The sequence below is a fragment of the Allobacillus halotolerans genome (assembly GCF_018967645.1).
Lineage (GTDB): Bacteria > Bacillota > Bacilli > Bacillales > Alkalibacillaceae > Allobacillus > Allobacillus halotolerans.
The window spans coordinates 125,411-151,190 of sequence record NZ_JAHLZF010000004.1 but is presented as its reverse complement, the minus strand read 5'-3'; the positions used below and the strand labels follow the sequence as shown (position 1 = coordinate 151,190).

The window sequence follows — 25,780 nt, the reverse complement described above, 5'->3', positions numbered from 1 at the left end:
ATTGAACCGCCGTATACTGAACGGTACGTACGGTGGTGTGAGAGGACGGAGGCTGGAAGCCTCCTCCTACTCGATTGAAACAAAGAAATTCTGATAGTAATTAATCTACAAAGAACCTCGCCACTTAAGAAGACTGTCTTTATCTTTCTGTGTAATTTTACTAGTGCTTACTAAAGCATCTACTAACTGATCAAAACTTGTAATTGTCTGACAAGGCACTTGCTCCTCAGCGAACTGCTTAGCAGCTTTATTTAACCCATATGTAAATATAGCGAAAACACTAAGAACATGAGCTTCACTTTCCTTTATCGCATTGACCGTATTTAGAGCTGAGCCTCCTGTCGAAATTAAGTCTTCAAGAACGAGCACATTTTGATTTTTTTCAAGTTTACCTTCTATTTGATTTCCTTTTCCGTGCTCTTTTGCTGATCCACGAACGTATATCATGGGTAATTTTAACTCATTGGCAAGCCATGCAGCATGTGGAATTCCTGCTGTAGCACAACCAGCGATGACATCAGGTTTCACATCAAGCTGATTAACCATGTTTATAAATGCATTCGTAATTTTATTTCTAACATTCGGGTACGACATGGTGAGGCGATTATCACAGTAAATTGGTGATTGAATTCCAGAAGTCCAAGTGAAATAGTTTTGTGGATCAATTTGTACAGCTCTTATTGTAAGTAAATCTTTTGTAATTTCTTTCGTTAGGTTCATTTTGTCTTCAACTCCCTCAATGCTTGTTGATATGCTGCCTTAGGATTCTTTGCTCTTGTGATACTCCGTCCGATTACAAGGTAATCAGCTTTTTGTTCACGTGCGAATTTGGGTGTGGCGACTCTTTTTTGATCGTCTTTACTTGAGTTTTCTAATCGAATTCCGGGTGTGACCGTTAAAAAATCTTGTCCGCATTTTTCTTTAATGGATGTTGATTCGTGCGCCGAACATACGACACCATCTGCTCCGTGTTGTTTTGACAGGTATGCCAGCCGGCCTGTTTGCTCTAGTACATTTCCTTCGATGTTTAAATCATGATTCATCATCGTTTGTTCCATTGATGTCAGTATAGTTACAGCAATTAATTTTGTTTGTTTAGAACCGTTTGTTGATAGCAATCCTTCTTTTGCATATTCAATCATTTTACTGCCACCGAGCGCATGGACATTAACAAGATCTACTTCAAGTGAAGCTATATTTTGCATAGCACGTTTAACGGTGGTTGGAATATCGTGAAGTTTTAAGTCTAGAAAGATCGGATGATTATTTTCTTTCAGTTTTTCAATAATGGAAGGACCTTCATGATAAAATAGTTCCATACCTACTTTAACGGGCACGCCTTGCAGTTGATTGATCATTAAAAAATTTTCGGTTACTGCCCATGTTGGAAAATCAAGAGCTAGATATATCGGCTGGTTCATGAATAATCCCCTTTCCAACGGCTTCGTTAATTGAGTTAAAACCATATTTATTTAAAACGTTTGGTAGCTCATTAATAATTTCTGGACAAATTAAGGGGTTATTAAAATTTGCTGTTCCTATTGCAACAGCATTGGCTCCAGCTAAAATAAATTCTAAAACATCCTCTGCGCTAGCAATTCCTCCCATACCAATGATCGGAATGGATACTTGTTGTTTCACTTCATAAATCATTCGAATGGCGATTGGTTTTATTGCTGGGCCGGATAAGCCGCCCGTTTTATTTGCAATTAAAGGCTTTTGACTTGGAAGGTGCATTCGCATCCCGGTTAGCGTGTTAATCATGGACAAGCCATCTGCTCCTGCTGATTCAACGGCTTTTGCGATTGCTACAATATCTGTGACATTTGGAGATAGCTTCACATAGACCGGTAGATTTGTTGCTTTTTTTACGGTTTCTGTAACATAAGCCGCCATGTAAGGATCCGTTCCAAATTGAATTCCACCTTCTTTTACATTGGGACAAGAAATGTTTAATTCGAGTGCATCTACATGGTCAGTTTGATTAAATGATTTGGCGACATATTCATATTCTTCAACCGAACTACCCGCGATATTGGCGATCACACATGTATCATAAGTTGCGAGAAAAGGAACTTCTGATTCAATAATTTTTACTACGCCAGGGTTTTGTAGACCGATGGCATTAAGCATTCCTGAAGATGTTTCTGCAACACGAGGTGTTGGGTTACCTAACCGCTCATATTTAGTAGCGGATTTCATCATGACGGCACCTAATGTACTTAAATCGAAAAATGAACTATATTCATGTCCGAATCCAAAACACCCAGATGCAGGCATAATCGGATTCTTCATGGATAATCCAGGTAAATTTACAGATAAGTTCATGATAAATTAACCTCCTTGGCGTGAAAGACAGGGCCATCTTGACATATTTTCCTATAGCCTTCTCCATCGCTTGTTGGTATGACACATGCAAGACAAGCGCCGATTCCACATCCCATCCGTTCTTCTAATGAAATAGACCCATCAACATTTGATAATCTCTCTTTGACCGCCTTTAACATCGGAGTTGGTCCACACGTATAAAAAGTATCAAACGAACCAACTTTTGATAGGACGTCAGTGACCAATCCTTGGTAACCATGTGTGCCATCGTTGGTGACTACGTACGTATCACCGAGTGCTTGGAATTCTCTTTCATAAAACACACTTTCTTTCGTCTGATAGCCCAATATAGAAATAATCTTCGCATCGTTCTCTACTAGTCTTTTTCCTAGATGATATAAAGGGGGAATACCAATCCCCCCACCGATTAGTAAAACTGTTTTCTGATGTGTATCTTTAATGTCGAAACCATTTCCGAGTGGGCCGATTACATCAATCGATTGTCTCGGCTCATATGTGGCAAGCTTCTTCGTTCCTTCGCCTACAATTTTGAAAACGATTGTCACTTCGCCCGATGACTTATCTAGGTCAGTAATGGATACGGGTCGTCTTAACGTCAATCCATCTATAAGTATGTGAAGAAACTGGCCAGGAGTAGCATGGTGACTAATAAAGTCGTTTTTTAAGACGAATTCTAAAGTACCTTTTGCAACGATTGTTTTCTTTTGAATAACCATATTTACTTTGTTGATCATAGTTGAACAACCTCTTTATTGATCATTGGTCTCGCACTAAAACTATTCGAATCAATGACTCGTAAAATAGCACGTGCTGTGTCAAGATTTGTTAGACAAGCGATTCCGTTTTCAACTGATTCCCGGCGAATCATAAATCCTTCTGATCTTGGCTGTCTACCTGACGATAATGTATTAATTACAAATTGAACAGATTGATTCCTGATGAGGGACAAGACATGATCATTGTCCGAACCAATTTTATCTACTTGTATGACTGGCAGACCAATTTCTTGTAAATTCAGTGCTGTTCCTTTTGTTGCATATAATTTGAACCCTAGCTCGAAAAAGCTTTTGGCGATTTCACGCGCTTCTTGTTTATCTTGATCTGCTACTGTTAGGAGAACAGAACCTTCTGTCGGAATCGAAATGCCTGAAGCCACTAAACCTTTATATAGAGCTTTTTCTAACGTACTATCATAACCAATCGCTTCGCCGGTCGATTTCATTTCAGGCCCTAGGGTCGTATCAACACTTCTAAGTTTTTCGAATGAGAAGACAGGTACTTTCGTTGCGACATAATCACCTTCTGGAAGAATGCCCGTTTTAAATCCTAAGTCTGCTAATTTTGCACCTAAGATGCACTTTGTAGCTAAGTTAGCCATCGTAACTCCAGTTATTTTACTTAAAAATGGAATCGTTCGACTGGATCTAGGATTGACTTCGAGAACATAGACGTGATGATCTTTAATGATAAATTGAATGTTTATGAGTCCTTTAACATTTAACTCTTCAGTAAGACGTCTCGTCGCTTCCATACACGCATTGCGAATATGCTCGGTTACTCGTTGTGGGGGATACACAGCTATTGAATCACCTGAATGGACGCCAGCCCGTTCAATATGTTCCATAATCCCTGGAACAATCGTTGTTTCACCATCACTGATCGCATCAATTTCAACTTCGATTCCTGTTAAATATTTATCAATTAAAACTGGGTGTTCGCTATTTACTCCAACTGATTTCTCCAAATAGGTTTGTAGTTCATCATCTCCATGAATAATTTCCATTCGACTTCCACCGATGACATAAGAAGGGCGTACTAATACTGGATATCCGATGTCATTTGCGACTTCAAATGCTTCTTCCAATCTTAAAACGGTTTTTCCTTTAGGTCGTAATAAATTTAAGTCATTTAAGAGCTGTTCAAATTTGTCCCGGTCTTCCGCACGATCGATTGATTCCAGGCTTGTTCCTAGAATGTTTATACCGTGTCGCTCAAATCCAGCTGCTAAATTAATTGCTGTCTGGCCGCCAAATTGGACGATTACTCCTTCAGGCTTTTCGAGTTCAATGACATTCATCACATCTTCCAATGTTAACGGTTCGAAATAGAGTTTATCTGAGATGGTGAAATCAGTTGAATACGTTTCAGGGTTATTATTCATAATGATCGCTTCATAACCCATTTCTTTGACTGCTAACACAGAATGGACGGTGGCATAATCAAATTCAATACCTTGACCGATACGAATTGGACCAGAGCCGAGAATGAGAACTTTTTTTCGTTTAGATTGATTGGATTCGTTTTCGTATTCATACGTGCTGTAAAAATACGGTGTAACTGATTCAAACTCAGCAGCACATGTATCGACCATTTTGTAAACAGGGAAGAGATTTGTCTCACGTCGTAGCTGGAAGATATCATCTGCCGTTTGGTCAGTCAGTCTAGATATGTGACAATCCGATAATCCGACTTTCTTGGCTTCTTGCAGTAACTCTTCAGAAAGTTCGTTTTCAATTAACTTCTTTTCAAGTGTGATAATGCTATTTAATTGATGAAGGAAATAATGATTGATCTTTGTCCAGTGGTGAATATCGTCGACCGTCATGCCACGTCGAAAGGCTTCCGCTAAAACAAATATACGTTCATCATCTGCTCGTTTTAATTTATCGATGATGGTTGTGTCTGATAGCTCTTCGATATGTTTTAGTTTGAATTCTTCGGCGCCAATATCAATCGAGCGAATCCCTTTTAACAGAGATTCTGTAAATGAACGTCCAAGGGCCATGATTTCGCCCGTAGCCTTCATTTGGGTTCCGAGATAGCGATTACCTGATGTAAATTTATCAAATGGGAATCGAGGGAATTTCGTAACGATATAATCGAGTGTTGGCTCAAACATGCCTGTTGTATTTGTCATTGGGTTCATTATTTCGTCTAGAGTTAAGCCTACCGCTATTTTGGCTGCCACTTTAGCAATTGGGTAACCGGTTGCTTTAGAAGCAAGGGCTGATGACCTGCTGACGCGAGGATTCACTTCGATAATATAGTAAGTTAAACTGTCTGGGTCGAGGGCTAGCTGCACATTACATCCACCCTCAATTTTTAAGGCGCGAATAATTTTTAAGGAAGCGTTTCTTAATAATTGATACGCCTGATCACTCAATGTTTGGGAAGGGGCAACGACAATTGAGTCTCCAGTATGGATGCCAACTGGGTCTACATTTTCCATATCACAAACGACGATCGCTTGATCATTTTTATCTCTGAGAACTTCAAATTCAATTTCTTTAAAGCCGGCAATATTCTTCTCGATAAGACATTGATTCATCGGTGAAAGAGAGAGACCCGCGCGAGTAATTTCTTTCAATTGTTTTTGGTCATAACACATACCTCCACCTGTTCCGCCTAATGTATAGGCAGGGCGGACAATGAGTGGAAAACCAATATCACTTGCAAAATTTAATGCTTCTTCAACGGTTGTGACAATTCGACTATCTGGAACTGGTTCATTTATTTCTTTCATTAAAGAACGAAATTTCTCGCGATCTTCAGCTTTTTCTATGGCATCTAGAGAGGATCCTAAAAGGGTAACACCATATTCTTTTAAAATACCAGCTTGCTCAAGTTCAATTGCTAGATTTAATCCGGTTTGTCCTCCGAGAGTAGGGAGGAGTGCATCGGGCTGCTCTTTTTGAATGATTTTCTTTAAAAACTCAATCGTTAATGGCTCCATATACACTTTGTCAGCAACGGTGTGATCGGTCATAATCGTCGCTGGATTTGAATTTGCTAGAATAACAGTATAGCCTTCTTCGCGCAGTGACTCACAAGCTTGGGTTCCGGAATAATCAAACTCCGCTGCTTGCCCGATGACAATAGGTCCAGATCCAATGACTAGTATTTTTTTAATATCAATATTTTTCGGCATAAACATCCTCCTCATTTTTTGCTTGATGATGCTGTATTTTTATTAAAAATTCATCATACAAATAGTGCATATCTTCAGGTCCAGGTTTACCTTCCGGTTGAAATTGAACTGAAAAATACGAATAGGATTTATGGCGAAGGCCTTCGATTGAATCTTCATTTAATCCGATATGCGTTATCTCTAAGTCGGTATTTCGTAGTGAGTTTCTACTAACTGAGTAAAGATGATTTTGGCTCGTCATATATGATTTTTGTTTCAAAAGATCTTTGACTGGATAGTTATTGCCATGGTGACCGTTTAACATTTTCTCAGTGTCAGCACCAAGTGCCAAAGCCATCACTTGATGACCTAAGCCAATTCCGAATACTGGGATATGCCTCGGTAGTTGCTGGATCGTTGCGATCGTTTCTGGAAGATTTTTAGGATTTCCAGGACCGCTTGAAATTAAAATGCCATCTGGCTTTAACTGTAAAATTTGATCAGCCGAATAGTTATATGGCACTACAGTTACTTGGCAATCTCGCGCAGTCAATTCTTTTAATATACTGTGTTTCATACCTAGGTCGATGATGACGATGTTAGCCCCTTTGCCTGGGATCACATATGGTTTTTGAGTAGAGACTTTTTGAACATGATCTGAGGAATCTTTTACGCTTTTCAATTTTTTAATCGTCATATCAATAGGGGTGTCGGCATCAACAATCGAACCTTTTAATGTTCCAAATTGACGAATATGTTTTGTTAACATCCGTGTATCAATATTTGCAAGTCCGGGTATTTGTTGATCGAGTAAAAAAGAATTTAAATCTTTTGCATCCTGAGAACGATTCGGAGAGTTACCATAATCTTTAACAATTAACCCATTCATATAAGAGGACACACAGTCACTCTGATTAATTCCGTTTGTACTTATTTTCGGGCTCGTCATGACGACTAATTGTCCACAATACGAGGGATCTGATAACACATGCTCATAGCCGGTCATTCCTGTATTGAAAATCATCTCGCCATTTACTTCGCCTTGATAACCAAATCCAATTCCATCCATTACAGTGCCATCTTCTAACACCAGTCGACGTTTATTCATTATTTGCCTCCTCATATACGACTTCACCTTCAAACATAGTTAGCACAGGAATTCCACGGACATCATATTGATCAAATGGTGTGTTTTTTCCTTTTGAATAGAACTTGTTTTTATCAATGGTATTCGTTTTTTCTAGATCGATTAATGTAAGGTCTGCGAGATTTCCTTCTTTTAACTTTCCAAAAGGTAGGTTAAATGTTTTTGCAGGTTTGATCGTTAGCCAATCAATTAATTGCTTCAGGGTTACTTTTTTTGTTTCTACAAAAAAGGTGTACAAAATTGGAAAAGCTGTCTCTAAACCGACAATTCCAAATGGAGCTTGTAAAAATCCTTTATCTTTTTCTGATGCTGTATGCGGTGCATGGTCGGTTGCAATAAAGTCAATCGTGCCATCGAGTAATCCTTCAAGTAATGCGCGTTGATCTTCTTTACTTCTAAGTGGTGGATTCATCTTAAATTGAGCATTGTCTGATCGTATGTCATTTTCATTGAGAACTAAATGGTGTGGAGATACTTCAGCAGTGACATGGATACCGGCCTTCTTTGCATCCCGAATGACTCTCACAGACTCTTTTGTACTAACGTGACAGACATGATAATGACAGCCTGTTGCTTCTGCTAGTAGCACATCACGAGCAATTTGGACTGATTCACTCAACGAAGGAATACCAGGAAGATTTAATCTCTTGCTGACTTCTCCTTCATGGATTACTCCATCGTATACAAGAGAATTGTCTTCACAGTGAGCTACAATCGGTTTATTAACCGCTGTTGCTTGCTTCATTGCACGATACATCATATCTGCGGATTGAATGCCTACCCCATCATCTGTGAAGGCGAAACAACTAGCATTTGATAGTTCCTCCATATTGACGATCGTTTCACCTTGTAATCCTTCCGTTATTGCGGCATAAGGCAAGACTCTGATCAAAGCGTCTTTCTTTATTCGTTCATGAAGTTGATTCATTTTTTCAGATGAGTCTGGAACTGGGTTTGTATTTGGCATCGCACAAACCGTAGTGAAACCTCCTCGGGCGGCAGCGCTTGTTCCCGTTTTGATCGTTTCTTTTTGTTCACCACCTGGTTCGCGTAAGTGGATATGTACATCGATAAATCCTGGTACTAACAAATTCCCGTTGCAATGAATAATGTTGTCGATATTCTCACTATCAATGTCTTCATTGCTTATATTGGTAATTTTTTTATCGGTAATTAATACGTCATTCGTTTCTAACTCGTCCGCATTAGCGTATAGCGTTACGTTCTTCAATAACGTTTTCATGTTTTAACACTCCCCAATCTTGTAATAGTTTCATCATCAGAGCCATTCTTACATACACACCATTCTCCATTTGGTTAAAGATACGAGAACGATCACATTCTACGAGGGTTGAATCTATTTCTATACCTCGGTTTATGGGTGCAGGGTGAAGAATAATTGCATTCTTTTTCATTCGTTTCTCTCTTAATTTTGTTAACCCGTACTTTTCTAGATAGTCTGTTTTTGTTTCGTTTTTGCCAATATGACGCTCAGATTGTACACGCAATAGCATAACGACGTCGCTTAACTCTACCGCTTGATCTACAGTAATGTTTGGTATCGTTAACTTGTCGTCTTCTAAACCTGGCGGTGCGCTAACATAGACATCAGCTCCTAACTTTTGTAATGCTTTGATGTTTGAATGGGCGACACGGCTATGTTTGATGTCACCGACTATAGAAATCTTTAATTCTTTAAATTGTTCAAAGGAATCATATATAGTTAGTAAATCCAATAAACACTGCGTTGGGTGTTCGGATTTACCTGCTCCTGCGTTAATAATAGGAATCGAGATATCCTTTAGCTCATCCATCCAACGATCCGATTGATGTCTAATAACTAGAAAGTTAGCGCCAATTGCTTCAAATGTTTTGGCCGTATCGTATAAACTTTCACCTTTTTTTGTACTCGATACGGATTCATTGAAATCTAATACGTCAATTCCTAATTTTCTCTGTGCGACAATAAAGCTCATTTTCGTTCGTGTACTCGGTTCGAAAAATAAATTGGCACCAAAAATTTTCTTGTCTACGTTTGGACTACAAGATTTATATTTTTTGGCCAGTTTTAAAAGCATCATAATCTCAGACGAAGATAACTGATCGATTGTGAAAAAGTGATTCATTTTGACGTTCCTCCTCTGGTAATAATAAAAAAACCTCTTTGCGAAGGTCGCAAAGAGGTATACGTGTCCATAGATAAACACGTAATCTTAGAGCAACCTTGCAAACCTCTCTGGATTTGTTTAAAGGTTTCGTTTATTTAGTTTATAAACCGTCAAGAATGTTTGGATCTCTCATTTCATATGTTTAACTGGTTTTTCTCCGTGCTCTGCTAGAGATGTTCATTTTAAGGAGTGTCCTTTAAAAAATCCCTTTTCTCCATGAGGAAAAAAGGGATTTGACATACGTATCTCTACATAAAGTTTGTCACTTCCTTGATAAGCCTCACAGGACTAAATTAAAGGATATTGATATTTAATTGTTTTTATTATTCCAGAACTGAGTTGAACTGTCAACATATTAAAGCATATAATTTATTGTTTCATTGTTTAGGTGTTTAATAATTAGCTAGATATGACAACAAATACTAGTACGTAAGGCGCTTTAAAGAGGGATTTCAAATCAATACAGAGAAGTAAGTATAAACACAGATTAATTATGGGGGAGACTTGTATGAATGAATGGAAAGGTTCTTCAGGTGTATGTGTGAATGAGAAGGGACAATTGCTAATGGTATTACAAGGAAAGCCTGAAGAAATAAAATCGTGGTCGGTACCATCCGGTGGTCTTGAAAAGGATGAAACATTTGAAGAGTGTTTATCAGGGAAATCAAAGAAGAAACGGGATATGTAACAGAAATAATGAAGGAGATTAAGCTCAAAGTAGGTATGCTGGAAGGTTTCAGAGTTGAAGTTCACTATTTCTTCGTGAAAGTTATTGGTGGAGAAAGAGAAATACAAGACCCTGATCAGTTAATCTATGATATCGATTGGAAAACGATAGATGAGTTGAATGAACTTCACTTAAGCTTTCCTGAAGATAGAGAGTTTTTAATAGATTGTATAAAAAATAATTATAGTCATAACTCTTAATGAAGTATGTGATTTAATACGGTTAAGTTAATCATCTGGTGATGGTCTTGAGATTCAGTGAACGTGCGTTGAGAATATAAAAAACACTGAAATATAGAACGTTGAAGGGAGAAGTATTATTGGAATACTTTAGATATCTAAGACAGTATGTAGGGCATAAACCAATTATTTTACCTGGTTCTGTTGTCATCATTTTAAATGACCAAGATGAGGTTTTATTACAAAAAAGACACAATGGAACTTGGGGATTACCAGGTGGTTTAATGGATTTAGGTGAGAGTTTTGAAGAAGTGGCGAAAAGAGAAGTTTTTGAAGAAACAGGATTAAAAGTTGATAATCTAAATTTACTAAACGTATATTCCGGCCCAGAATATTACTTAAAAGTTGAGAATGGCGATGAATTATATTCTGCAACGGCCGTCTATTATACTGAAAATGTTTGTGGAGACCTTAAGATTGATTATAGTGAATCGAAAGATATGAAGTATTTTACTATAGATAATTTGCCATATGAATTAAATGATAAAGATAAAGGTTTTGTTGAAGACTATGTAAATACAAAATAATTGTGAGCAAAATCCTATTAGAAACTATTTTCAATGTTGCTTAATTTTTAATGCTGTTAAATGCTTTAACTACTCTTTATAAAGACAAAGGAGGATGGACGATGGATGCGACTTTAAAAGAACAATTGAAACAGTTAGAAGAATCTCATATCAACTTCGAGGTGCGTAAAAGCAAAGAAAAATTAGCTGATATTTTAGCTGATGAATTTTTCGAAATTGGTAGTTCGGGTAAAATGTTTGATAAAGAGGAATGTATGAAAGCTGGTGTTGTTTTAACGGAAATGTCTATACATAATTATGAAATTCACCCATTAGAATCAAATGTTGTTTTAGCGACTTATTTTTTAACTGATCAAACGAGAAATCGTAATACTTTTCGTAGCTCAATTTGGAAGCTAATCGATGAACGGTGGCAATTATATTTCCATCAAGGTACGATTACTGATCTGCAATTAAAGGAGCTATAAATTACGAGTTCGCATATCAAAGTTTAATGAATAGCTACCGCAGGAACAGAATTTAATTTCTTGTAATTACTCACTTCTTTTACTATGTTAATGATAGAATCAATTATTTAAAAGGAGTGAAATCAATGTATCGTAAAGTAGATGATTTCCTACAAGATTGGCAGAATTACGCGAATGGTACACTTCAAGTGTATAATGCAATGACGGATGAAAAGTTAGATCAATCCATTGTTGAAGGGCATAATACGCTCGGCTGGCTTGGGTGGCACGTTGCAGTCGTCACTGGAGCCCTTGGAAAGCAGATGGGATTAGAAGTCGATACGGTTGATGACCCGACGACAGTTCCAAAAGAAGCAAGTGAGATTGCTCGCGTTTTCAAAAAAGTAACAGATCAAATTCAGCAGGGTGTTGAAGGGTTAACCGATGATGAAATGGAAGTAGAAGTGGAAGCATTAGGACAAAACATGCCTCGTGGGAAAGTGTTGAGCATGCTCGTGCAGCATAATATTCACCACCGAGGTCAAATGACTGTGTTGCTACGTCAGGCAGGCTTGGAAGTGCCTGGTGTCATGGGACCGACAAAAGAAAATCAGTAAATAGTAAAGCCGTCTGATGCATTTCTTCAGACGGCTTTTTAGTATTTAGATTTTCTCATTTTTTACGATAATATCATGTGCATTGCCATAGTTTCTTTTTGCAGCATGATTGGTCGGTCCAACGACATCTGTATAAGAAAAGCTGTATTCAATGGCCGTCGTTATATATTGTTTCGCTTCTAAAACAGCTTCGTCAACATTTTTTTCTTTTGTTAATTGAGCGGCGATTGCTGCTGAATAGGAGCAACCTGCTCCGCTTGTGTTCACTGTATCAATTCGTGGTGCTTCGAATGTTGTTAAATGTGTTCCATCAAATAAAACATCGACAGCCGGCCCTTCCAGTCGTCCACCTTTGATGAGAATGTTTTTAGAACCGAGTTGTTGCAGGTCGATGGCTGCTTTTTTCATTTCATCGACAGTGGAGATTGACCGGTGATCTAATAACACGGATGCTTCAGGTATATTCGGTGTAATGATTGTAGCTAGTGGAATTAAGTATTTTTTCAACGCTTCAATGGCATCATCTTTTAATAGTTTTGAATTCATCTTTCCAATCATGACCGGATCGACAACAAGATGATTGATCGGAGCTGATTCGATTAACGAGGCAACTAATTCAATGACTTCTTTGGAGAACAGCATGCCAGTCTTGATTCCGTCCACGCCAACTTGCTTGATCGCTGTTGAAAATTGAGCTTCAATTGCTTCCAAACTTATGGCGTGAACATTTTTATCGGTTTTCGGATGTCTCCCGACAATGGCTGTGATGATGCTCATTCCATAAACATCTAGCTCTTGAAACGTTTTTAAATCAGCTTGGATGCCGGCACTTCCTCCAGCAGAAGAACCGGCAATTGTCATTGCTCGAGATGGATGTTTCATGTTAAAACCTCTTTCAAAAAATTATATTTTCGTTTTCAAATCATTCATTTCCAAATAAATTGGACAGTGGTCACTACCATATATATCAGCATGGATATTAGCTGATTGCAACTGATCGCGAAGACGGTCGGATACAATAAAGTAATCAATCCGCCAACCGATATTTCGCTCACGAACGGTTTTCATGTACGACCACCAGGTGTATAGACCTTCTTCTTGAGGATAGAAATAGCGTAACGTATCCGTAAATCCACTATCGAGAAGCCGAGTCATCTTTTCGCGCTCTTCTTTCGTGAATCCGGAATTTCCATGGTTAGTTTTATCGTTTCGTAGATCAATCTCTTGATGGGCGACATTCAAGTCTCCGCAAATAATGACAGGTTTTTCTTTGTCTAGCTTTTGTATGTAGTTATAAAACTGTTCTTCCCACTCCAACCGAATTGGCAGACGCTCCAACGTACGTTGGGAATTCGGTGTATAGACGGTGACAAAGTAGAAGTTCTCGTACTCCAATGTAATGAGTCGACCTTCGGGTTGAATGGTTTCATGATCAAAATTGTAGTAGGCATTTAGCGGCTCATGCTTGGTGAAAATAGCAGTTCCAGCATATCCTTTCCGTTCTGCATAATTCCAAAATTGATGGTAGCCTTCTAACTCCAAACCAATTTGCCCTTCTTGCAATTTAATTTCTTGTACGGCAAAAAAGTCTGCATCTATTTCGTGAAAATAATTTAGAAAACCTTTTCGGATGGCGGCTCTCAGGCCGTTCACATTCCATGATACAAATTTCATTTTCGACCTTCCTTTCTCATGTATTCTATCATATCGGCTGTTTTTTTAAAAAAAGTGGTTGACGGTTTTAGTGTATTAAGCATATAATACATTCAGACGGTGTACTAAGTGGTTAATACACTGTTCGTCATATTTTTTATTCTTGGTGTATTAACCGGTTAATACACTTTGAGATGGGAGTGAGCGCAAAAAAGATGAACATCCAATTTAACAATCGAGATCCCGTTTATATCCAAGTGATTCAGCATTTTAAACTGCAAATCGCCAAGGGTTTTCTGGAATCAGGAGATGTGATTCCTTCAAGAAGAGAGTTAGCTAGCCAGTTGAAAATAAATCCGAATACAGCTCAGCGGGCGTATAAAGAAATGGAGGAGGAAGGGTTGATCAAAACAGAGAAAAACCAGCCGAGCAAGGTGACACATGACCAGGATGTATTGCGCGGTGTACGGAATGAATTAATTGATGAAGCTGTTTCTCAATTCGTGGATTCAGTTAAGTCGATCAATGTTCCGTTGGAAGATGCGATGAAATTAATAGAAACACATTATAAGGAAAAGGGGGATTCCAATGATTGAAGTTAAAGATATTGTGAAACGTTTTGGACGTAAAACGGTGTTGGATCAAGTGTCTTTCACAGCAGAGAAAGGACAAATCACATGCTTGATCGGTATAAACGGAATGGGTAAGACAACGATCATGAATGCAATCATGAAGCTGACGCCACTTCAAGCAGGTGAAATTTTAATCGACGGTGAAAAGGTGACAAAAGATACATTTGAGAAAATTGTGTTCATCCCTGATGCGACGATTATGTTACCGCATTTCACGATCGAAATGGCAATGGAGTTTATGAACGATTTTTATAAAAATTGGAATCAACGTCGCGCAGACGACATGTTGGCGTTTTTTAAGCTAAATCGTAAAGATAAAATCGCAAGTTTATCAAAAGGAAATACGGCGAAAGTTAATTTGTTGCTCGGCCTAGCCGTCGATGCAGATTACATATTAATGGATGAGCCGTTTTCTGGGATTGATATTTTTAGTCGTGAACAGATCGCAGAGGTTTTCACAAGCTATTTAATTGAAGATCGTGGTGTGTTGATTACTACGCATGAGATTGGCGATATTGAACATTTAATCGACAAAGTTGTCTTATTGAATGACGGTAAGATTCAAAAAGAGTTTATGACAGAAGATGTAAGAGAGTTAGAAGGAAAATCAGTCATCGATGTGCTTCGGGAGGTGTTCGTTCAATGAAGAATTTCTTTAAATTATTGAACTTTGAGTTAAACCGTGTCATGAAATTGTTGATTAGTTTGATGGTGTTTACGTTGATTGTTCAGCTCATTGGTGTGTTTGTTTCTAAGAACAATTATCTGACTCAAGTAGAAATGCTTCAACAAAACGATGGGTCATCGGTTTCACAAGTTTTACAATCTGTTGGTTATTTTTCGTTTGATCGAGTTGTTAATAGTTTGTTTTTCATTGGACCGATTATGATTTGTGTTGCTGCCATAATGTTTTATATTTTCTTGATATGGTACCGTGATTGGTTTGGGAAAAATACATTTGTCTATCGCTTGTTGATGCTACCGACAGCACGAATTAATCTCTTTTTCGCAAAGTTAACGACAATTTTGCTTGCAACATTCAGTTTAGTTGGGTTTCAGTTGGTTGCTATTCAAATTGAAATGTTGGTGATGAAGTGGACAGTTCCGAGTGAATATGTAATGGAAGTCACTCTTCGACAATTAATAGAGATCCATCCAGTTTTATCGTTAATTGCTCCGAATCAATTTTCACTATTCATGAGTCTTTATGGTGTTGGGGTTTTGACGGTCATCATTCTTTTTACCGCAATTCTATTGGAGAGAAGCTACCGGATGAAGGGCGTTTTGTTTGGTGGAACGTTTGTTATAGCGGCAAATCTGCTGGTCATTTTACCGGTAATTTTAAATGAGACGGTTTTCCATTCATTTTTATATAACGGTGAACTGCTCTTGATTGTGTTAGGTTTGGGAGTAATCGTATTGGCTAGTTCCGTTTGGCTCAGCAAGCGGTTACTAGACGAGAAAATTCGTGTGTAAGGGGGATCATGTATGAAGAAATATATAAAAACTGCCGTACTAATTGCTTTTGTTGTTTTAAGCATTGGAACTTATTATGTGTACACAGCATTAGCATCCAGTGAAAACCCGGATTTGTCGTTCGAGACCATTTCCGGAGAAGAAGAATTGTTTGAGCCAATTACTTTATTGGGTGTTTACAGTAAAGAATCCATGTATACTCGCTTTAAGCTTAATCAACAAGGGCCGATTTATGAAAGTAATTTGAATTTGCTCGATCAGATTGACGGTGTTTTCCAAGTAACGAAGAATCGGCTAGAGAATGACTATCGAAGCTTTATGCGTGGGAAAGAAATCTACAAAGGACATGTGTATGAGGATGAAGAACAGCTGATCTTCGTCGAATCGAACTTAATGCGTTCACAGAATGAGGATATCTCGATGACTGCTTCTTGGTTAAATAAAAAAACAGAGGAAACGTCTTCTGTAGAAGTGGATTTCCCAGGAAATAACTATTCCTTCGCAAATATTATGGATGTACAAATGAATGATAACGTCATCCAAGTATTTGCAAACATGCAGGTGAATACAAGAAATGATCATTACACAGAGATTCACCTGTTGGAAATAGATGCCGAGACCGAAGAATTGATTGGGCAAAAAGTACTGCTTTCTGGAGATGAGGAATCATCTAGTCAAAACGACGAGATTAGCTTTGGTTCCCTTCGCGAATCAGTAGAATGGGCGCCAAATGAATATATTGTTATTCGAGAAGAAGTTATGCAATTCGACGAGTCGACACAAAGTCACCAGGTCACCAAACAAAAATTACATGCATATGACGTGAAAAATCAGCAGATGAAAGAGTTAGAGATGCCTGAAGAGTTTATAACGAGACAGGTAGATTCATTCGATGGCTCTACGCTTTATTATTTTGATGAAGTTTCGGAAGGGTTGAAAATTAGTAGCTACCAAATTGAAGAAGGAACTTTCTCTAATGATCTTGTAATAGATGTCGAAAGTATTTCTTATTATCCTTCATTAGTATATCAAGGAAATCTTTATTTAGTAACCAACACGGACAAGGAAAAGTACCTTCAGATTTTTGATTTATCGAATGGTCAATCACTATATAAAGGAAAAATAAATGCTACAGAGCAAGAAGAATTAGAAAACATTCGTATTGATGAAATGGTTCTAAGCAAACGCTAATAGATTGTAAGAAGAGAGACCTGAACGAAAATTATCGTTCAGGTCTCTTATTGTTGGTCTGTTTCCTATACCCTAATTGAAAAAAGTGCGTCTCGACGGATTAATCGGATTCCAATTGCTTTGATTGGTCGTCGAGAATGCGTCTCAACGACGATTTCGCGGTTCGGGCAGTTGCTTCGGTAGTCGAGAGCGTGTCTCAACGACGATTTCGCCGTTCAAGCAGTTGTTTCGGTAGTCGAGAGGACGTCTCAACGCACTTTTCACCTATCAAGCAGCTCATTTCGTCATCGAGAAGGCATCTCGAAACACTTATCAAGAATTCAGCAGTCCATTTCGTCATCGAGAAGGCATCTCGAAACACTTATCAAGAATCCAACAGCTCATTTCGTCATCGAGAACACCTATCAACGACCGAGCGCACGCTCAGCGGCATTCAACCCTGCAACATAGCCGGTTGAAAAGGCTGCGGTTATGTTGAATCCACCTGTGTAGCCGTGAATATCCAAGATCTCTCCGCAAAAATAGAGCCCGTCCATAAATTTGGAAGCCATTTGATTCGGAACAATTTCTTTTAATGAGACGCCGCCACCAGTGATGAATGCTTTTTCGATGGAAAGTGTTCCGTTCACTTTTATCTGAAAATGCTTGAGTTCCTGCGCTAACTCCATAACTTTTTTCTTCTCCAGATGGTGATAGGTCGTATCCGGATTCAAGCCGATGCGTTCTAAAATAAATAATAAAAATCGTTCAGGCAATAATGGTTTCCAAACGGATTTAACAGCTTTGTTCGGTGATTCTTTTGCCATTTTTGTTAGTCGGTCGACAAGTTGGTTTTCATGTTCATCAGGGAAACTATCAATCTCAACAACCAATTCATCCACCTCGAATTTTTTCAAGGCCTTAACAACGAATTGACTTAATCGTAAAGCTGCTGGTCCAGAGATTCCTTGATGGGTAAACAGAAGATCCCAACGATGTGTTTTTATCGGTTTTCCATTCGGCTTTAAGGCAGTGATGGCAACATCTCTCAAAGAGATTCCTTGTAAAGTTCGATTGCGGATAAACGGTTCCTTAGAAGTCATCGGAACTTCTGTCGGATACAATTCGGTAATTGTGTGTCCGGCTGTTTTGGCCCATGCATAGCCATCGCCTTCACTTCCGGTTTTCGGAACAGACTTTCCACCGACCGCGATGACGACAGATTTCGTTGCTACTTTTTCTTTTCCTGGTAAAATAATCTCGTGGACTTCATTTCCGTAGTGAATCGCTTCAACGCGTGTGTTCAAACGTTTTTCTACATGATGTCGATCCAATTCTCGCAGTAACGTTTGCACGACTGTTTGAGCGGAATCACTGACGGGAAACATGCGTCCCTTATCTTCTTCTTTCAATGCGACACCGAGGTTTTCAAAGAAATCAATGATGGCTTGATTGTCGAAAATTGAAAACGCACTGTATAAAAAACGTCCATTTCCGGGTATATGATCGATAAGCTCTTTATCGGGAAGCACATTCGTCACATTACAACGGCCGCCGCCACTAATCGCCAGCTTTCTTCCGAGTTTGCTTCCTTTTTCAATAATTAGGGTATTTGCGCCATTTTTCGCAGCGGTATGGGCTGCCATCAGTCCTGATGGGCCACCGCCAATGACGACAACATCGTATGTCAAATTGGTTCAAGCCTTTCTTTTTGTAATGTTTTCTTCTATAGTATGATAAAATAAAACTGTTACTAGGAACAACTATTTGTAGGTGAAATTATGTCGAAACCAAATATATTACGAGGCACCATGATGTTAACGAGTGCCAATTTCTTGTCGAAAATTCTGGGAGTCATTTATGTCATCCCTTTTTATATGCTTGTCGGTGATGCCGGCGGGACTTTATTTAATTACGGATACATACCATACATGATTTTTATCAGTATATCGACGATGGGGATTCCCCTTGCGATGTCGAAGTTTGTATCAAAATACCATGCGCTTGGCGATTATACAACAAAAGAAGCGATGTATCGAACAGGTCTCACCATTATGATTGGGACTGGTTTTTTTGCGTTTGCGCTCATGTTTTTAAGTGCGGACTGGCTAGCGGGAATTATTATTCCGAATGAAGGATTTACCAATACGCAGGAAGATGTCGCTTTTGTCATTCAAATGGTCAGTTTTGCTTTGTTGGTGATTCCCGCCATGAGCTTGACCCGTGGGTATTTTCAAGGTCATAACTCGATGGGGCCGACAGCAGTTTCTGTTGTGGTTGAGCAAATTGCACGGATCATTTTCCTTTTGGCTGCCACATATATTGTTATTGAAGTTTTGAATGGCTCGATGACAACAGCCGTCGGAATGGCGACTTTTTCTGCGCTGATCGGTGCGATTGCATCAAGTATTGTTTTAGTGTGGTTTTATCGTAAACGGAAGCCGCTCATTGAAAGAGAGTTAGAGAATGCGCCGATTGAACCGTCTATTTCGAAAAAGAAAATGGTTCTCGAGCTATTATCCTATGCAGGCCCGTTCGTCTTAGTTGGTGTCGCGATTCCGCTTTATCAGTTTATTGATACGCTAACGTTTAACCGTGCGATGGCTGTTGCTGGTTTAGGTGAGGTGTCGGAGCAATTTTTATCTGTCATCTCGCTGTACGGGCATAAAATCGTCGTCATACCGATCACGATTGCAACAGGTCTTGCTTTGGCATCTCTGCCTGCAGTTACACAGGCGTTTACGACAAATGATGCCAATTCGTATCATAGTTATTTGCAACAGACGATTTTAAACGTCTTTTTGTTCATTTTTCCGGCAGTTGTGGGCATTATGATCTTAGCAGAACCACTTTACGGAACGTTTTACTCACCTGAAGCGGCTCAGGATTTTGCTGCACCGATTCTTGCCTATTATGCACCGGCAGCTCTGTTCTTCGGTTTGTTTACGGTAACGGCATCGATTTTACAAGGGATTAATCGTCAAAACTTTACCGTCATCAGTTTGTTGACAGGATTAGTGATTAAGGGCAGTGCCAACGCACCGATGATCATTTGGCTCGGACCAGAGGGTGCAGTCTTTGCGACCATTTTGGCGGCGCTTGCAGCAAGTGGCTTGAATCTGTGGAAAATTCAGCGCGTTACCCAATTTGATCAGAAAAAGCTGTTTAAGAAAATTTTGCTCATTGTCATTTTAAGTGCCATCATGGGACTGATTGTATTGCTCGTAAATTATGCGACTGGTTTAGTCTTTGGTCCAGAAGCAACGAAGCTGAAGCATGTCACCCAGCTTCTTGTATCTGTCGTAATCGGAATCTACGCTTATTTCTGGATGGCCTATAAAACAACGTTGCTTGAGCGTTTGCTCGGTGCGAAAGTCAAGCGGTTCTCGAAATTTTTCATTTAGGAGAATGTGTGATGCGTTTGGATAAGTTGCTGGCGAATCAAGGTTTTGGTTCTCGAAAAGATGTGAAAAAGTTAGCCAAAAAAGGACAAGTCTTGTTGGATGGTAAGCCTGTCAAAGATCTTGCGACACATGTCGATCCGTATACAGCTGACTTAGTCGTGGGTGGCAAGACTGTTCACTATCAAAAATATGTTTATATAATGCTGAACAAGCCAGCAGGTGTGATCTCAGCAACCGAAGATGTGAAAGAAAAATGTGTGACCGATTTGATTGGAGATGAGTTTAAACCGTACAATTTGTTTCCGGTCGGTCGGTTAGATAAAAATACAACGGGCTTATTGCTGTTAACGAATGACGGGCAATTAGCCCATCAACTAACATCACCGAATTATCATGCTGAAAAAGTATATGAAGCCGATATTCTCGGTAAAGTGACAGAAGACGACGTGAAGGCATTTGAGCAAGGAGTTACCCTCGATGATGGTTATGTGACCAAACCTGCAAAACTATCGATCATTCGGTCCTTCGACGAACGATCCTATATTGAGGTTTCTGTGATCGAAGGGAAATTTCATCAAATTAAACGAATGTTCCTTGCTGTAGGCAAAAAAGTGCTTCATCTTCATCGTAGGTCAATGAAAGGGTTGGAGCTTGATACGTCGTTAACACCAGGCGCCTACCGGGAGTTATCTGAAGAAGAACTAGATTTACTGAGAAGTTAATTAAAGATGATTTTTGTCAAAGTTTGTAGTAAAATAATCTTACTATTCGAATAAAAAATGAAAGAGAGTGACGAATGTTGCCAGAAGACCCCCATTATTTCATTGGAATACCTGTGTCAGAACATGTTGAAGAACAATTAGGAAAATGGCAGGAGATCCTTTCACCATATGTGAATTACCGTAGATGGCTAAACCCAGAGGATTTTCACTTGACGCTTAAGTTTTTAGGTAGTGTCAGTGACGAGAAATTATGGCAAGTAAAAGAGCGTTTGGCGAAGATATCAATTCCTCATGACCTTACGTTACATATAACCGGAGTGAATTTTTTCGGGAAAGAAGATCAACCACGTGTCATGTATGCGGACATAGCGCCTACCGAGCCGCTGCTTGCCCTGCAGGGAAAAGTTGAACAGGAAATGGTATCGCTTGGATTTGACATAGAACGTCGACCATACCGCCCGCATATTACATTGGCCAAAAAGTGGGAAAAGGATAAAAAATATATTTCTGCAGATCGCCTAACCGAAAAGCTTGAACTGGATCAGCCGATTGATTGTTCAGTGAATCAAATGAATTTATATACCGTTAAACGAGGACATAACAAGAGCTACGAACCGGTGGCTGTTTATCCAAAACTAAACATAGTAAATCAAACATGGGATGAAGAAAATGGGGCAATTAATTAAGCTACAAGATCATATTTCAAGATATGAAACAGATATTTTTCATTACCCTGGCCAATTTATTCGATTGAAAAATGATCGTTACAAACGCTTGAAAGAACAGTGGCAAGAACAATTAAGTGAGCCACCTGTTACCGATGAATTGGAATCGATTGAAAAAAAATCTTTCTTCCGGAAGTTAAGGTCTCAAAAAGTAGAGCCGGAAGAATTAGAGCCAACTGTTGAATTGCCTGAGACGGAATCCGAGTTGAAGCATTGGTTTTTGGATCAGTTAATTGATTTTCAACTGCGGTGGGCGTCAGGGACCATACAGGAAATTTCTTATCCTGACTCGTCACTCCAAGAAGATGAACAGTTGAAATATTTTTTACAAAGATTCCCAGATAGTTATTTACTGATGTATCAACCGTTGTTTCAGATAAAGAAAGCGATCATTGATGGCGGGATTTTGTTCATTACACCTCTTGAAATATTATGTATCTCCTTTTTGGATTCCGTAGATTCTTCTGCCATTTATGAGCCACTGGATGAACGAAGATGGTTGAAGAAAACGGAAAATACCGAGAAAACTATTCTAAACCCGATGCTTCAATTGAATCGCGTTGAAAAGATGGTTAGAAGCTTATTGGATTACCATGACATTCAATTTCCGGTCAAAAAAACATTAATTACAAAGAAAGCTTCCATCCATTCCATTCAAGCCCACCTAAATACAGACTTCATTGATAAGCACATCTATGATCAATGGTTTATGAAACATCGTACAGGGAGAACACCATTGAAATACCAACAATTAAAAGTTGCAGAAGCATTGCTTTCCCACACACAAACGACGTCATTCAAACGGCCAGAGTGGGATGAGCCGGATAATGATTTTATGCAGCACCCGGGAGACTGATCCATGCATATATTTATAATTAATCCGACGGCAGGGAAAGGGCAAGGACAAAAAGTTGTTGAAGAGTTTTTGACAAGCCATCCACAGTTGAAGAAGCGTTGTAAAACCTTTCACACGAAATATACAGGTCATGCTACTTCATTAGCTGAACAAATTGCCGCCATGCATCATGAACGTGTGAAACAATTGATTGTTGTAGGAGGAGATGGCACGTTTTATGAGGTGTTAAACGGGCTAAAGGATTATCCAAAAATCCCATTGGCTTTTGTGCCTGTTGGATCTGGTAATGATCTTGCTAGAGGCTGGAAAACATCGTTAAATCCAAAACGTCATCTCAACATATTGTTTTCCAGAATAAAAGGAAAACCTTATTGGTTTGGTACATATCGAACAGATCTGTTAGCAAAGAACAAATTAAAATTGTTTGCTTCTACGATCGGCTTTGGTTTCGATGCAGAGATTACTGAACGTGTAAATGCATCGCGTTTTAAGCGGCTATTGAATAAATTGCATTTAACTTTCTTAATTTATGTCATTGGTATTTTAGCAACTCTATATACCTTTCAAACAAAGAACTTTGAAGCAAAGATTGATGGCGAAACCTATCAATTTGAAGATGTTTGGCTGATTACGTTGAGTAACCATCCTTATTTCGGTGGAGGCATGAAAATTGCTCCTAACGCTAAAAACAATCAACAACATTTTTCAATTACCGTTGTACATAATATTTCTAAATTAAAACTACTGTTGGTGTTCTTGTCCATTTTCATTGGGAAACATACCAATTTTAAAGAAGTCGAAACATTCACAGGATCACGGATAGAAATTAATTCAGAAAAAGAATTATCTTATCAAGCAGATGGCGTTACTGGGCGGTGTTATCGGTGTTTAATCGAAAAAGAAAACCATTCGAGAGTCGTAAAAAGAAAATAAAGTTTGAATTACCCCTTGAAATGTTTGTCGAAAATGCGTTAATCTATTTAGGTAGATGAAAATAAATCGACAACTTATGACTTAAATTTTAAGTCGGGGGATCATTCGTGTCCCTGGACTTTTTCAATTTTTACTAGATACATAGATTGAAGGACGAAAAGTGGTGAAATGATGGAACAAATTCTCGGTTCTGATTGGATGATTTCTCCGGCGGGAGGAACATCTGGCGAGGCCTTTATTGCCGAAAAAGAGAATAACAAGCTGTTTTTGAAACGAAATTCAAATCCGTTTATCGCAATTTTATCCGCGGAAGGTATTGTGCCGAAGCTTATGTGGACAAAAAGGTTATCAAACGGAGATGTCATTACAGCGCAAAAGTGGATGGAAGGTCGCGAGCTCACTCGTCCGGAAATGCAAAATGAAGAAGTCGTTGGCTTATTGAGTAAAATCCACCATTCAAGTGAAATATTGGATTTGTTTATGCGAATGGGAAAAAAACCGGTAAGTCCATCAGCTTACTTAATTCAACTACTGAATAAGTGCAAAAAACATGACATGTTGGAAAATGAATCAATCTCCCAAGCGACAAGATTTTTATCGCGCTATGCCCAAGAAATCGATCATGAGAAAAAAGTTGTTTGTCACTCAGATATGTTCCATGAAAATTGGCTTAAAGGAGAAGACGACCACCTTTACCTGATTGATTGGGACCAAGCAATCATCGCTGACCCAGCACTCGACTTAAGTATGTTTTTATGGGTTTACGTTCCTAGAAACCAGTGGAGTGAATGGCTACACCATTACGGTTTGGAAGAAACCAATGATTTGTTGGAACGTATGAACTGGTACTTAGTGGCTCAGACGATCTCTTATATTCTTTGGCATATTGAACGGAGAGAATCAGAAAAAGTAGATCAGTGGTTGCAATTTTTACAAGAACAACAATTTATTTATCGGAAATATTAAAAAATGTCTATGAGTCTAGTGAACTCGTGGACATTTTTTTGTTTTAGTTGGCGGTATGTGTCTTATCGATAATGGGCAGTGCTTTTTCAACAGTTAGAATCGCTTTAACAACAGTTAGGGATCGCTTATCAGCAATCAGGAGCGCTCTATCAACAGTTAGGCAGCGCTTATCAGCAGTCATAAGCGTTTTATCAACAGTTAGCCAGCGCTTATCAGCAGTCATAATTGCTTTATCAACAGTTAGCCAGCGTTTATCAGCAGTTAGAAGCGTTTTATCAACAGTTAGACGTGCTTTATCAGCAGTCAGAATCCCTTTATCGACAGTAGCTAGCGTTTATCGTCAGTTAGCAGCACTGTATCAGCAATTAGCCAGCAATGATCAACTGTCAGGATCCGATTAAACCGATCAAATTATCTTTCTCTTTCGAAAGCATAATGATAAGATAGCAGTTGAGGTGAAAGAGATGAGAGTTCGAAATAAGCCCTGGGCAGAAGATTATATTAAACAACATGATGGCATCGTAGTCCTTGAGCCTTCTCAGAACAAAGGGAAGTGGGAGCAAGAATTTCAACATACAAATCGACCGATTCACTTAGAAATCGGAAGTGGACGTGGTGGATTCATTCAAGGTATGGGGACAAAAAATCCAAATATTAATTTTATCGGTATGGAACTTCAGAAGAATGTCATCGTGTCAGCGATTGATCGCGTGAAAGAAGCAGAGGTTGAAAATGTACGGCTGCTTCATGAAAACGCCGATCAGCTAAGCGATATTTTTGAAGAAAATGAATTAGAAACAATCTATTTAAATTTTTCAGATCCATGGCCAAAAAATCGCCATGAAAAAAGACGACTGACGCATCAATCATTTTTGTCACAGTATCAACAGATTTTAAAGCCGAACGGTAAGATCGTTATGAAAACGGATAATCAGCATCTTTTCGAATACTCGCTTGTCAGTTTTTCGCAGTTTGGCTTATTATTAGAAGAAGTCACCTTGGATTTACATGCAACTGAAGACCCTACAAATGTGATGACAGAATATGAAGAGAAGTTTACGAAAAAAGGAATGCCAATTTATCGCTGTATCATTAGTAATCATAAATAGGGAGTGA

The 25,780-nt window shown here is 38.8% G+C and carries 26 protein-coding genes and 1 pseudogene; 16 read left to right on the top strand and 11 right to left on the bottom strand.

Annotated elements, in window-relative coordinates; translation table 11 throughout:
• Positions 1–105: 105 nt before the first annotated feature.
• From pyrE to KQ486_RS04635, 8 genes are read right to left on the bottom strand one after another with little or no spacing between them, the layout of a single operon-like run.
• Complete coding sequence (gene pyrE / locus KQ486_RS04670) at positions 106–720, bottom strand: orotate phosphoribosyltransferase (RefSeq protein ID WP_216686911.1); 615 nt, start codon at positions 718–720, stop codon at positions 106–108.
• The gene (gene pyrF / locus KQ486_RS04665) at positions 717–1,421 is read right to left on the bottom strand and encodes an orotidine-5'-phosphate decarboxylase (protein WP_216686910.1); all 705 of its coding nucleotides are present in this window, start codon (positions 1,419–1,421) and stop codon (positions 717–719) included. Before pyrF ends, pyrE begins: the two co-directional genes overlap by 4 nt.
• Complete coding sequence (locus KQ486_RS04660; protein WP_216686909.1) at positions 1,393–2,328, bottom strand: dihydroorotate dehydrogenase; 936 nt, start codon at positions 2,326–2,328, stop codon at positions 1,393–1,395. Before KQ486_RS04660 ends, pyrF begins: the two co-directional genes overlap by 29 nt.
• Complete coding sequence (locus tag KQ486_RS04655; RefSeq protein WP_216686908.1) at positions 2,325–3,083, bottom strand: dihydroorotate dehydrogenase electron transfer subunit; 759 nt, start codon at positions 3,081–3,083, stop codon at positions 2,325–2,327. The genes KQ486_RS04660 and KQ486_RS04655 overlap by 4 nt, the downstream gene beginning before the upstream one ends.
• Positions 3,080–6,277: a carbamoyl-phosphate synthase large subunit gene (gene carB, locus KQ486_RS04650; protein WP_216686907.1), complete on the bottom strand. Its 3,198-nt coding sequence runs from the start codon at positions 6,275–6,277 to the stop codon at positions 3,080–3,082. The genes KQ486_RS04655 and carB overlap by 4 nt, the downstream gene beginning before the upstream one ends.
• Positions 6,261–7,364, bottom strand: coding sequence for a carbamoyl phosphate synthase small subunit (locus KQ486_RS04645; RefSeq protein ID WP_216686906.1), 1,104 nt, complete (start codon positions 7,362–7,364; stop codon positions 6,261–6,263). Before KQ486_RS04645 ends, carB begins: the two co-directional genes overlap by 17 nt.
• On the bottom strand, positions 7,357–8,646 hold the full coding sequence (pyrC, locus tag KQ486_RS04640; protein ID WP_216686905.1) for a dihydroorotase: 1,290 nt from the start codon (positions 8,644–8,646) through the stop codon (positions 7,357–7,359). The genes KQ486_RS04645 and pyrC overlap by 8 nt, the downstream gene beginning before the upstream one ends.
• A complete protein-coding gene (locus KQ486_RS04635) occupies positions 8,609–9,529 on the bottom strand; it encodes an aspartate carbamoyltransferase catalytic subunit (RefSeq protein WP_216686904.1) in 921 nt (306 codons plus the stop codon). The genes pyrC and KQ486_RS04635 overlap by 38 nt, the downstream gene beginning before the upstream one ends.
• A 550-nt stretch (positions 9,530–10,079) precedes the next feature.
• Here KQ486_RS04635 and KQ486_RS04630 point away from each other — a divergent pair.
• The 4 genes and pseudogenes from KQ486_RS04630 (at position 10,080) to KQ486_RS04615 (ending at position 12,127) form a co-directional block, all read left to right on the top strand.
• Positions 10,080–10,498, top strand: a pseudogene (locus tag KQ486_RS04630) (NUDIX hydrolase).
• 119 nt (positions 10,499–10,617) lie between these two features.
• On the top strand, positions 10,618–11,064 hold the full coding sequence (locus KQ486_RS04625; protein ID WP_216686903.1) for an NUDIX hydrolase: 447 nt from the start codon (positions 10,618–10,620) through the stop codon (positions 11,062–11,064).
• Between the two features lie 101 nt (positions 11,065–11,165).
• On the top strand, positions 11,166–11,531 hold the full coding sequence (locus KQ486_RS04620) for a nuclear transport factor 2 family protein (protein WP_216686902.1): 366 nt from the start codon (positions 11,166–11,168) through the stop codon (positions 11,529–11,531).
• A gap of 125 nt (positions 11,532–11,656) precedes the next feature.
• On the top strand, positions 11,657–12,127 hold the full coding sequence (locus KQ486_RS04615) for a DinB family protein (protein WP_216686901.1): 471 nt from the start codon (positions 11,657–11,659) through the stop codon (positions 12,125–12,127).
• Positions 12,128–12,172: 45 nt separating this feature from the next.
• On the opposite strand, the gene thiD is transcribed toward KQ486_RS04615, so the two are convergent.
• A complete protein-coding gene (thiD, locus tag KQ486_RS04610) occupies positions 12,173–13,009 on the bottom strand; it encodes a bifunctional hydroxymethylpyrimidine kinase/phosphomethylpyrimidine kinase (RefSeq protein ID WP_216686900.1) in 837 nt (278 codons plus the stop codon).
• Positions 13,010–13,030: 21 nt separating this feature from the next.
• A complete protein-coding gene (locus KQ486_RS04605) occupies positions 13,031–13,801 on the bottom strand; it encodes an exodeoxyribonuclease III (protein ID WP_216686899.1) in 771 nt (256 codons plus the stop codon).
• A 194-nt stretch (positions 13,802–13,995) separates the two neighbouring features.
• On the opposite strand from KQ486_RS04605, the gene KQ486_RS04600 reads away from it, so the two are divergent.
• The 4 genes from KQ486_RS04600 to KQ486_RS04585 are packed head-to-tail and all read left to right on the top strand — an operon-like array spanning position 13,996 to position 17,079.
• A complete protein-coding gene (locus KQ486_RS04600; protein WP_212371435.1) occupies positions 13,996–14,376 on the top strand; it encodes a GntR family transcriptional regulator in 381 nt (126 codons plus the stop codon).
• Positions 14,369–15,058, top strand: a complete 690-nt coding sequence (locus tag KQ486_RS04595; RefSeq protein WP_144161019.1) for an ABC transporter ATP-binding protein — start codon at positions 14,369–14,371, stop codon at positions 15,056–15,058. The genes KQ486_RS04600 and KQ486_RS04595 overlap by 8 nt, the downstream gene beginning before the upstream one ends.
• Positions 15,055–15,888, top strand: coding sequence for a hypothetical protein (locus KQ486_RS04590; RefSeq protein ID WP_144161016.1), 834 nt, complete (start codon positions 15,055–15,057; stop codon positions 15,886–15,888). The genes KQ486_RS04595 and KQ486_RS04590 overlap by 4 nt, the downstream gene beginning before the upstream one ends.
• A gap of 12 nt (positions 15,889–15,900) precedes the next feature.
• Positions 15,901–17,079, top strand: coding sequence for a hypothetical protein (locus KQ486_RS04585; protein WP_216686898.1), 1,179 nt, complete (start codon positions 15,901–15,903; stop codon positions 17,077–17,079).
• A 404-nt stretch (positions 17,080–17,483) separates the two neighbouring features.
• Here the strand turns inward: KQ486_RS04585 and KQ486_RS04580 are convergent, their stop codons facing one another.
• On the bottom strand, positions 17,484–18,749 hold the full coding sequence (locus KQ486_RS04580) for a BaiN/RdsA family NAD(P)/FAD-dependent oxidoreductase (RefSeq protein ID WP_216686897.1): 1,266 nt from the start codon (positions 18,747–18,749) through the stop codon (positions 17,484–17,486).
• A gap of 90 nt (positions 18,750–18,839) precedes the next feature.
• Between KQ486_RS04580 and KQ486_RS04575 the strand changes: the two genes are divergently transcribed.
• From KQ486_RS04575 to trmB, 8 genes are all read left to right on the top strand, one after another.
• Positions 18,840–20,462 (top strand): putative polysaccharide biosynthesis protein, encoded by a 1,623-nt coding sequence (locus tag KQ486_RS04575; RefSeq protein WP_216686896.1) that lies wholly within the window; start codon positions 18,840–18,842, stop codon positions 20,460–20,462.
• 11 nt (positions 20,463–20,473) lie between these two features.
• Positions 20,474–21,184 (top strand): pseudouridine synthase, encoded by a 711-nt coding sequence (locus tag KQ486_RS04570; protein ID WP_186278535.1) that lies wholly within the window; start codon positions 20,474–20,476, stop codon positions 21,182–21,184.
• Between the two features lie 74 nt (positions 21,185–21,258).
• Positions 21,259–21,870 (top strand): RNA 2',3'-cyclic phosphodiesterase, encoded by a 612-nt coding sequence (gene thpR / locus KQ486_RS04565; RefSeq protein ID WP_144161001.1) that lies wholly within the window; start codon positions 21,259–21,261, stop codon positions 21,868–21,870.
• Entirely contained in the window at positions 21,854–22,765 is a 912-nt protein-coding gene (locus KQ486_RS04560; protein WP_144160998.1) for an NERD domain-containing protein, read from the top strand. The genes thpR and KQ486_RS04560 overlap by 17 nt, the downstream gene beginning before the upstream one ends.
• A 3-nt stretch (positions 22,766–22,768) precedes the next feature.
• Entirely contained in the window at positions 22,769–23,698 is a 930-nt protein-coding gene (locus KQ486_RS04555) for a diacylglycerol/lipid kinase family protein (protein ID WP_144160996.1), read from the top strand.
• Between the two features lie 171 nt (positions 23,699–23,869).
• Positions 23,870–24,664: a phosphotransferase family protein gene (locus tag KQ486_RS04550; protein ID WP_144160993.1), complete on the top strand. Its 795-nt coding sequence runs from the start codon at positions 23,870–23,872 to the stop codon at positions 24,662–24,664.
• A gap of 71 nt (positions 24,665–24,735) precedes the next feature.
• A complete protein-coding gene (locus KQ486_RS04545) occupies positions 24,736–25,065 on the top strand; it encodes a hypothetical protein (RefSeq protein ID WP_216686895.1) in 330 nt (109 codons plus the stop codon).
• Between the two features lie 63 nt (positions 25,066–25,128).
• Entirely contained in the window at positions 25,129–25,773 is a 645-nt protein-coding gene (gene trmB / locus KQ486_RS04540) for a tRNA (guanosine(46)-N7)-methyltransferase TrmB (protein WP_144160987.1), read from the top strand.
• Positions 25,774–25,780: the final 7 nt, after the last annotated feature.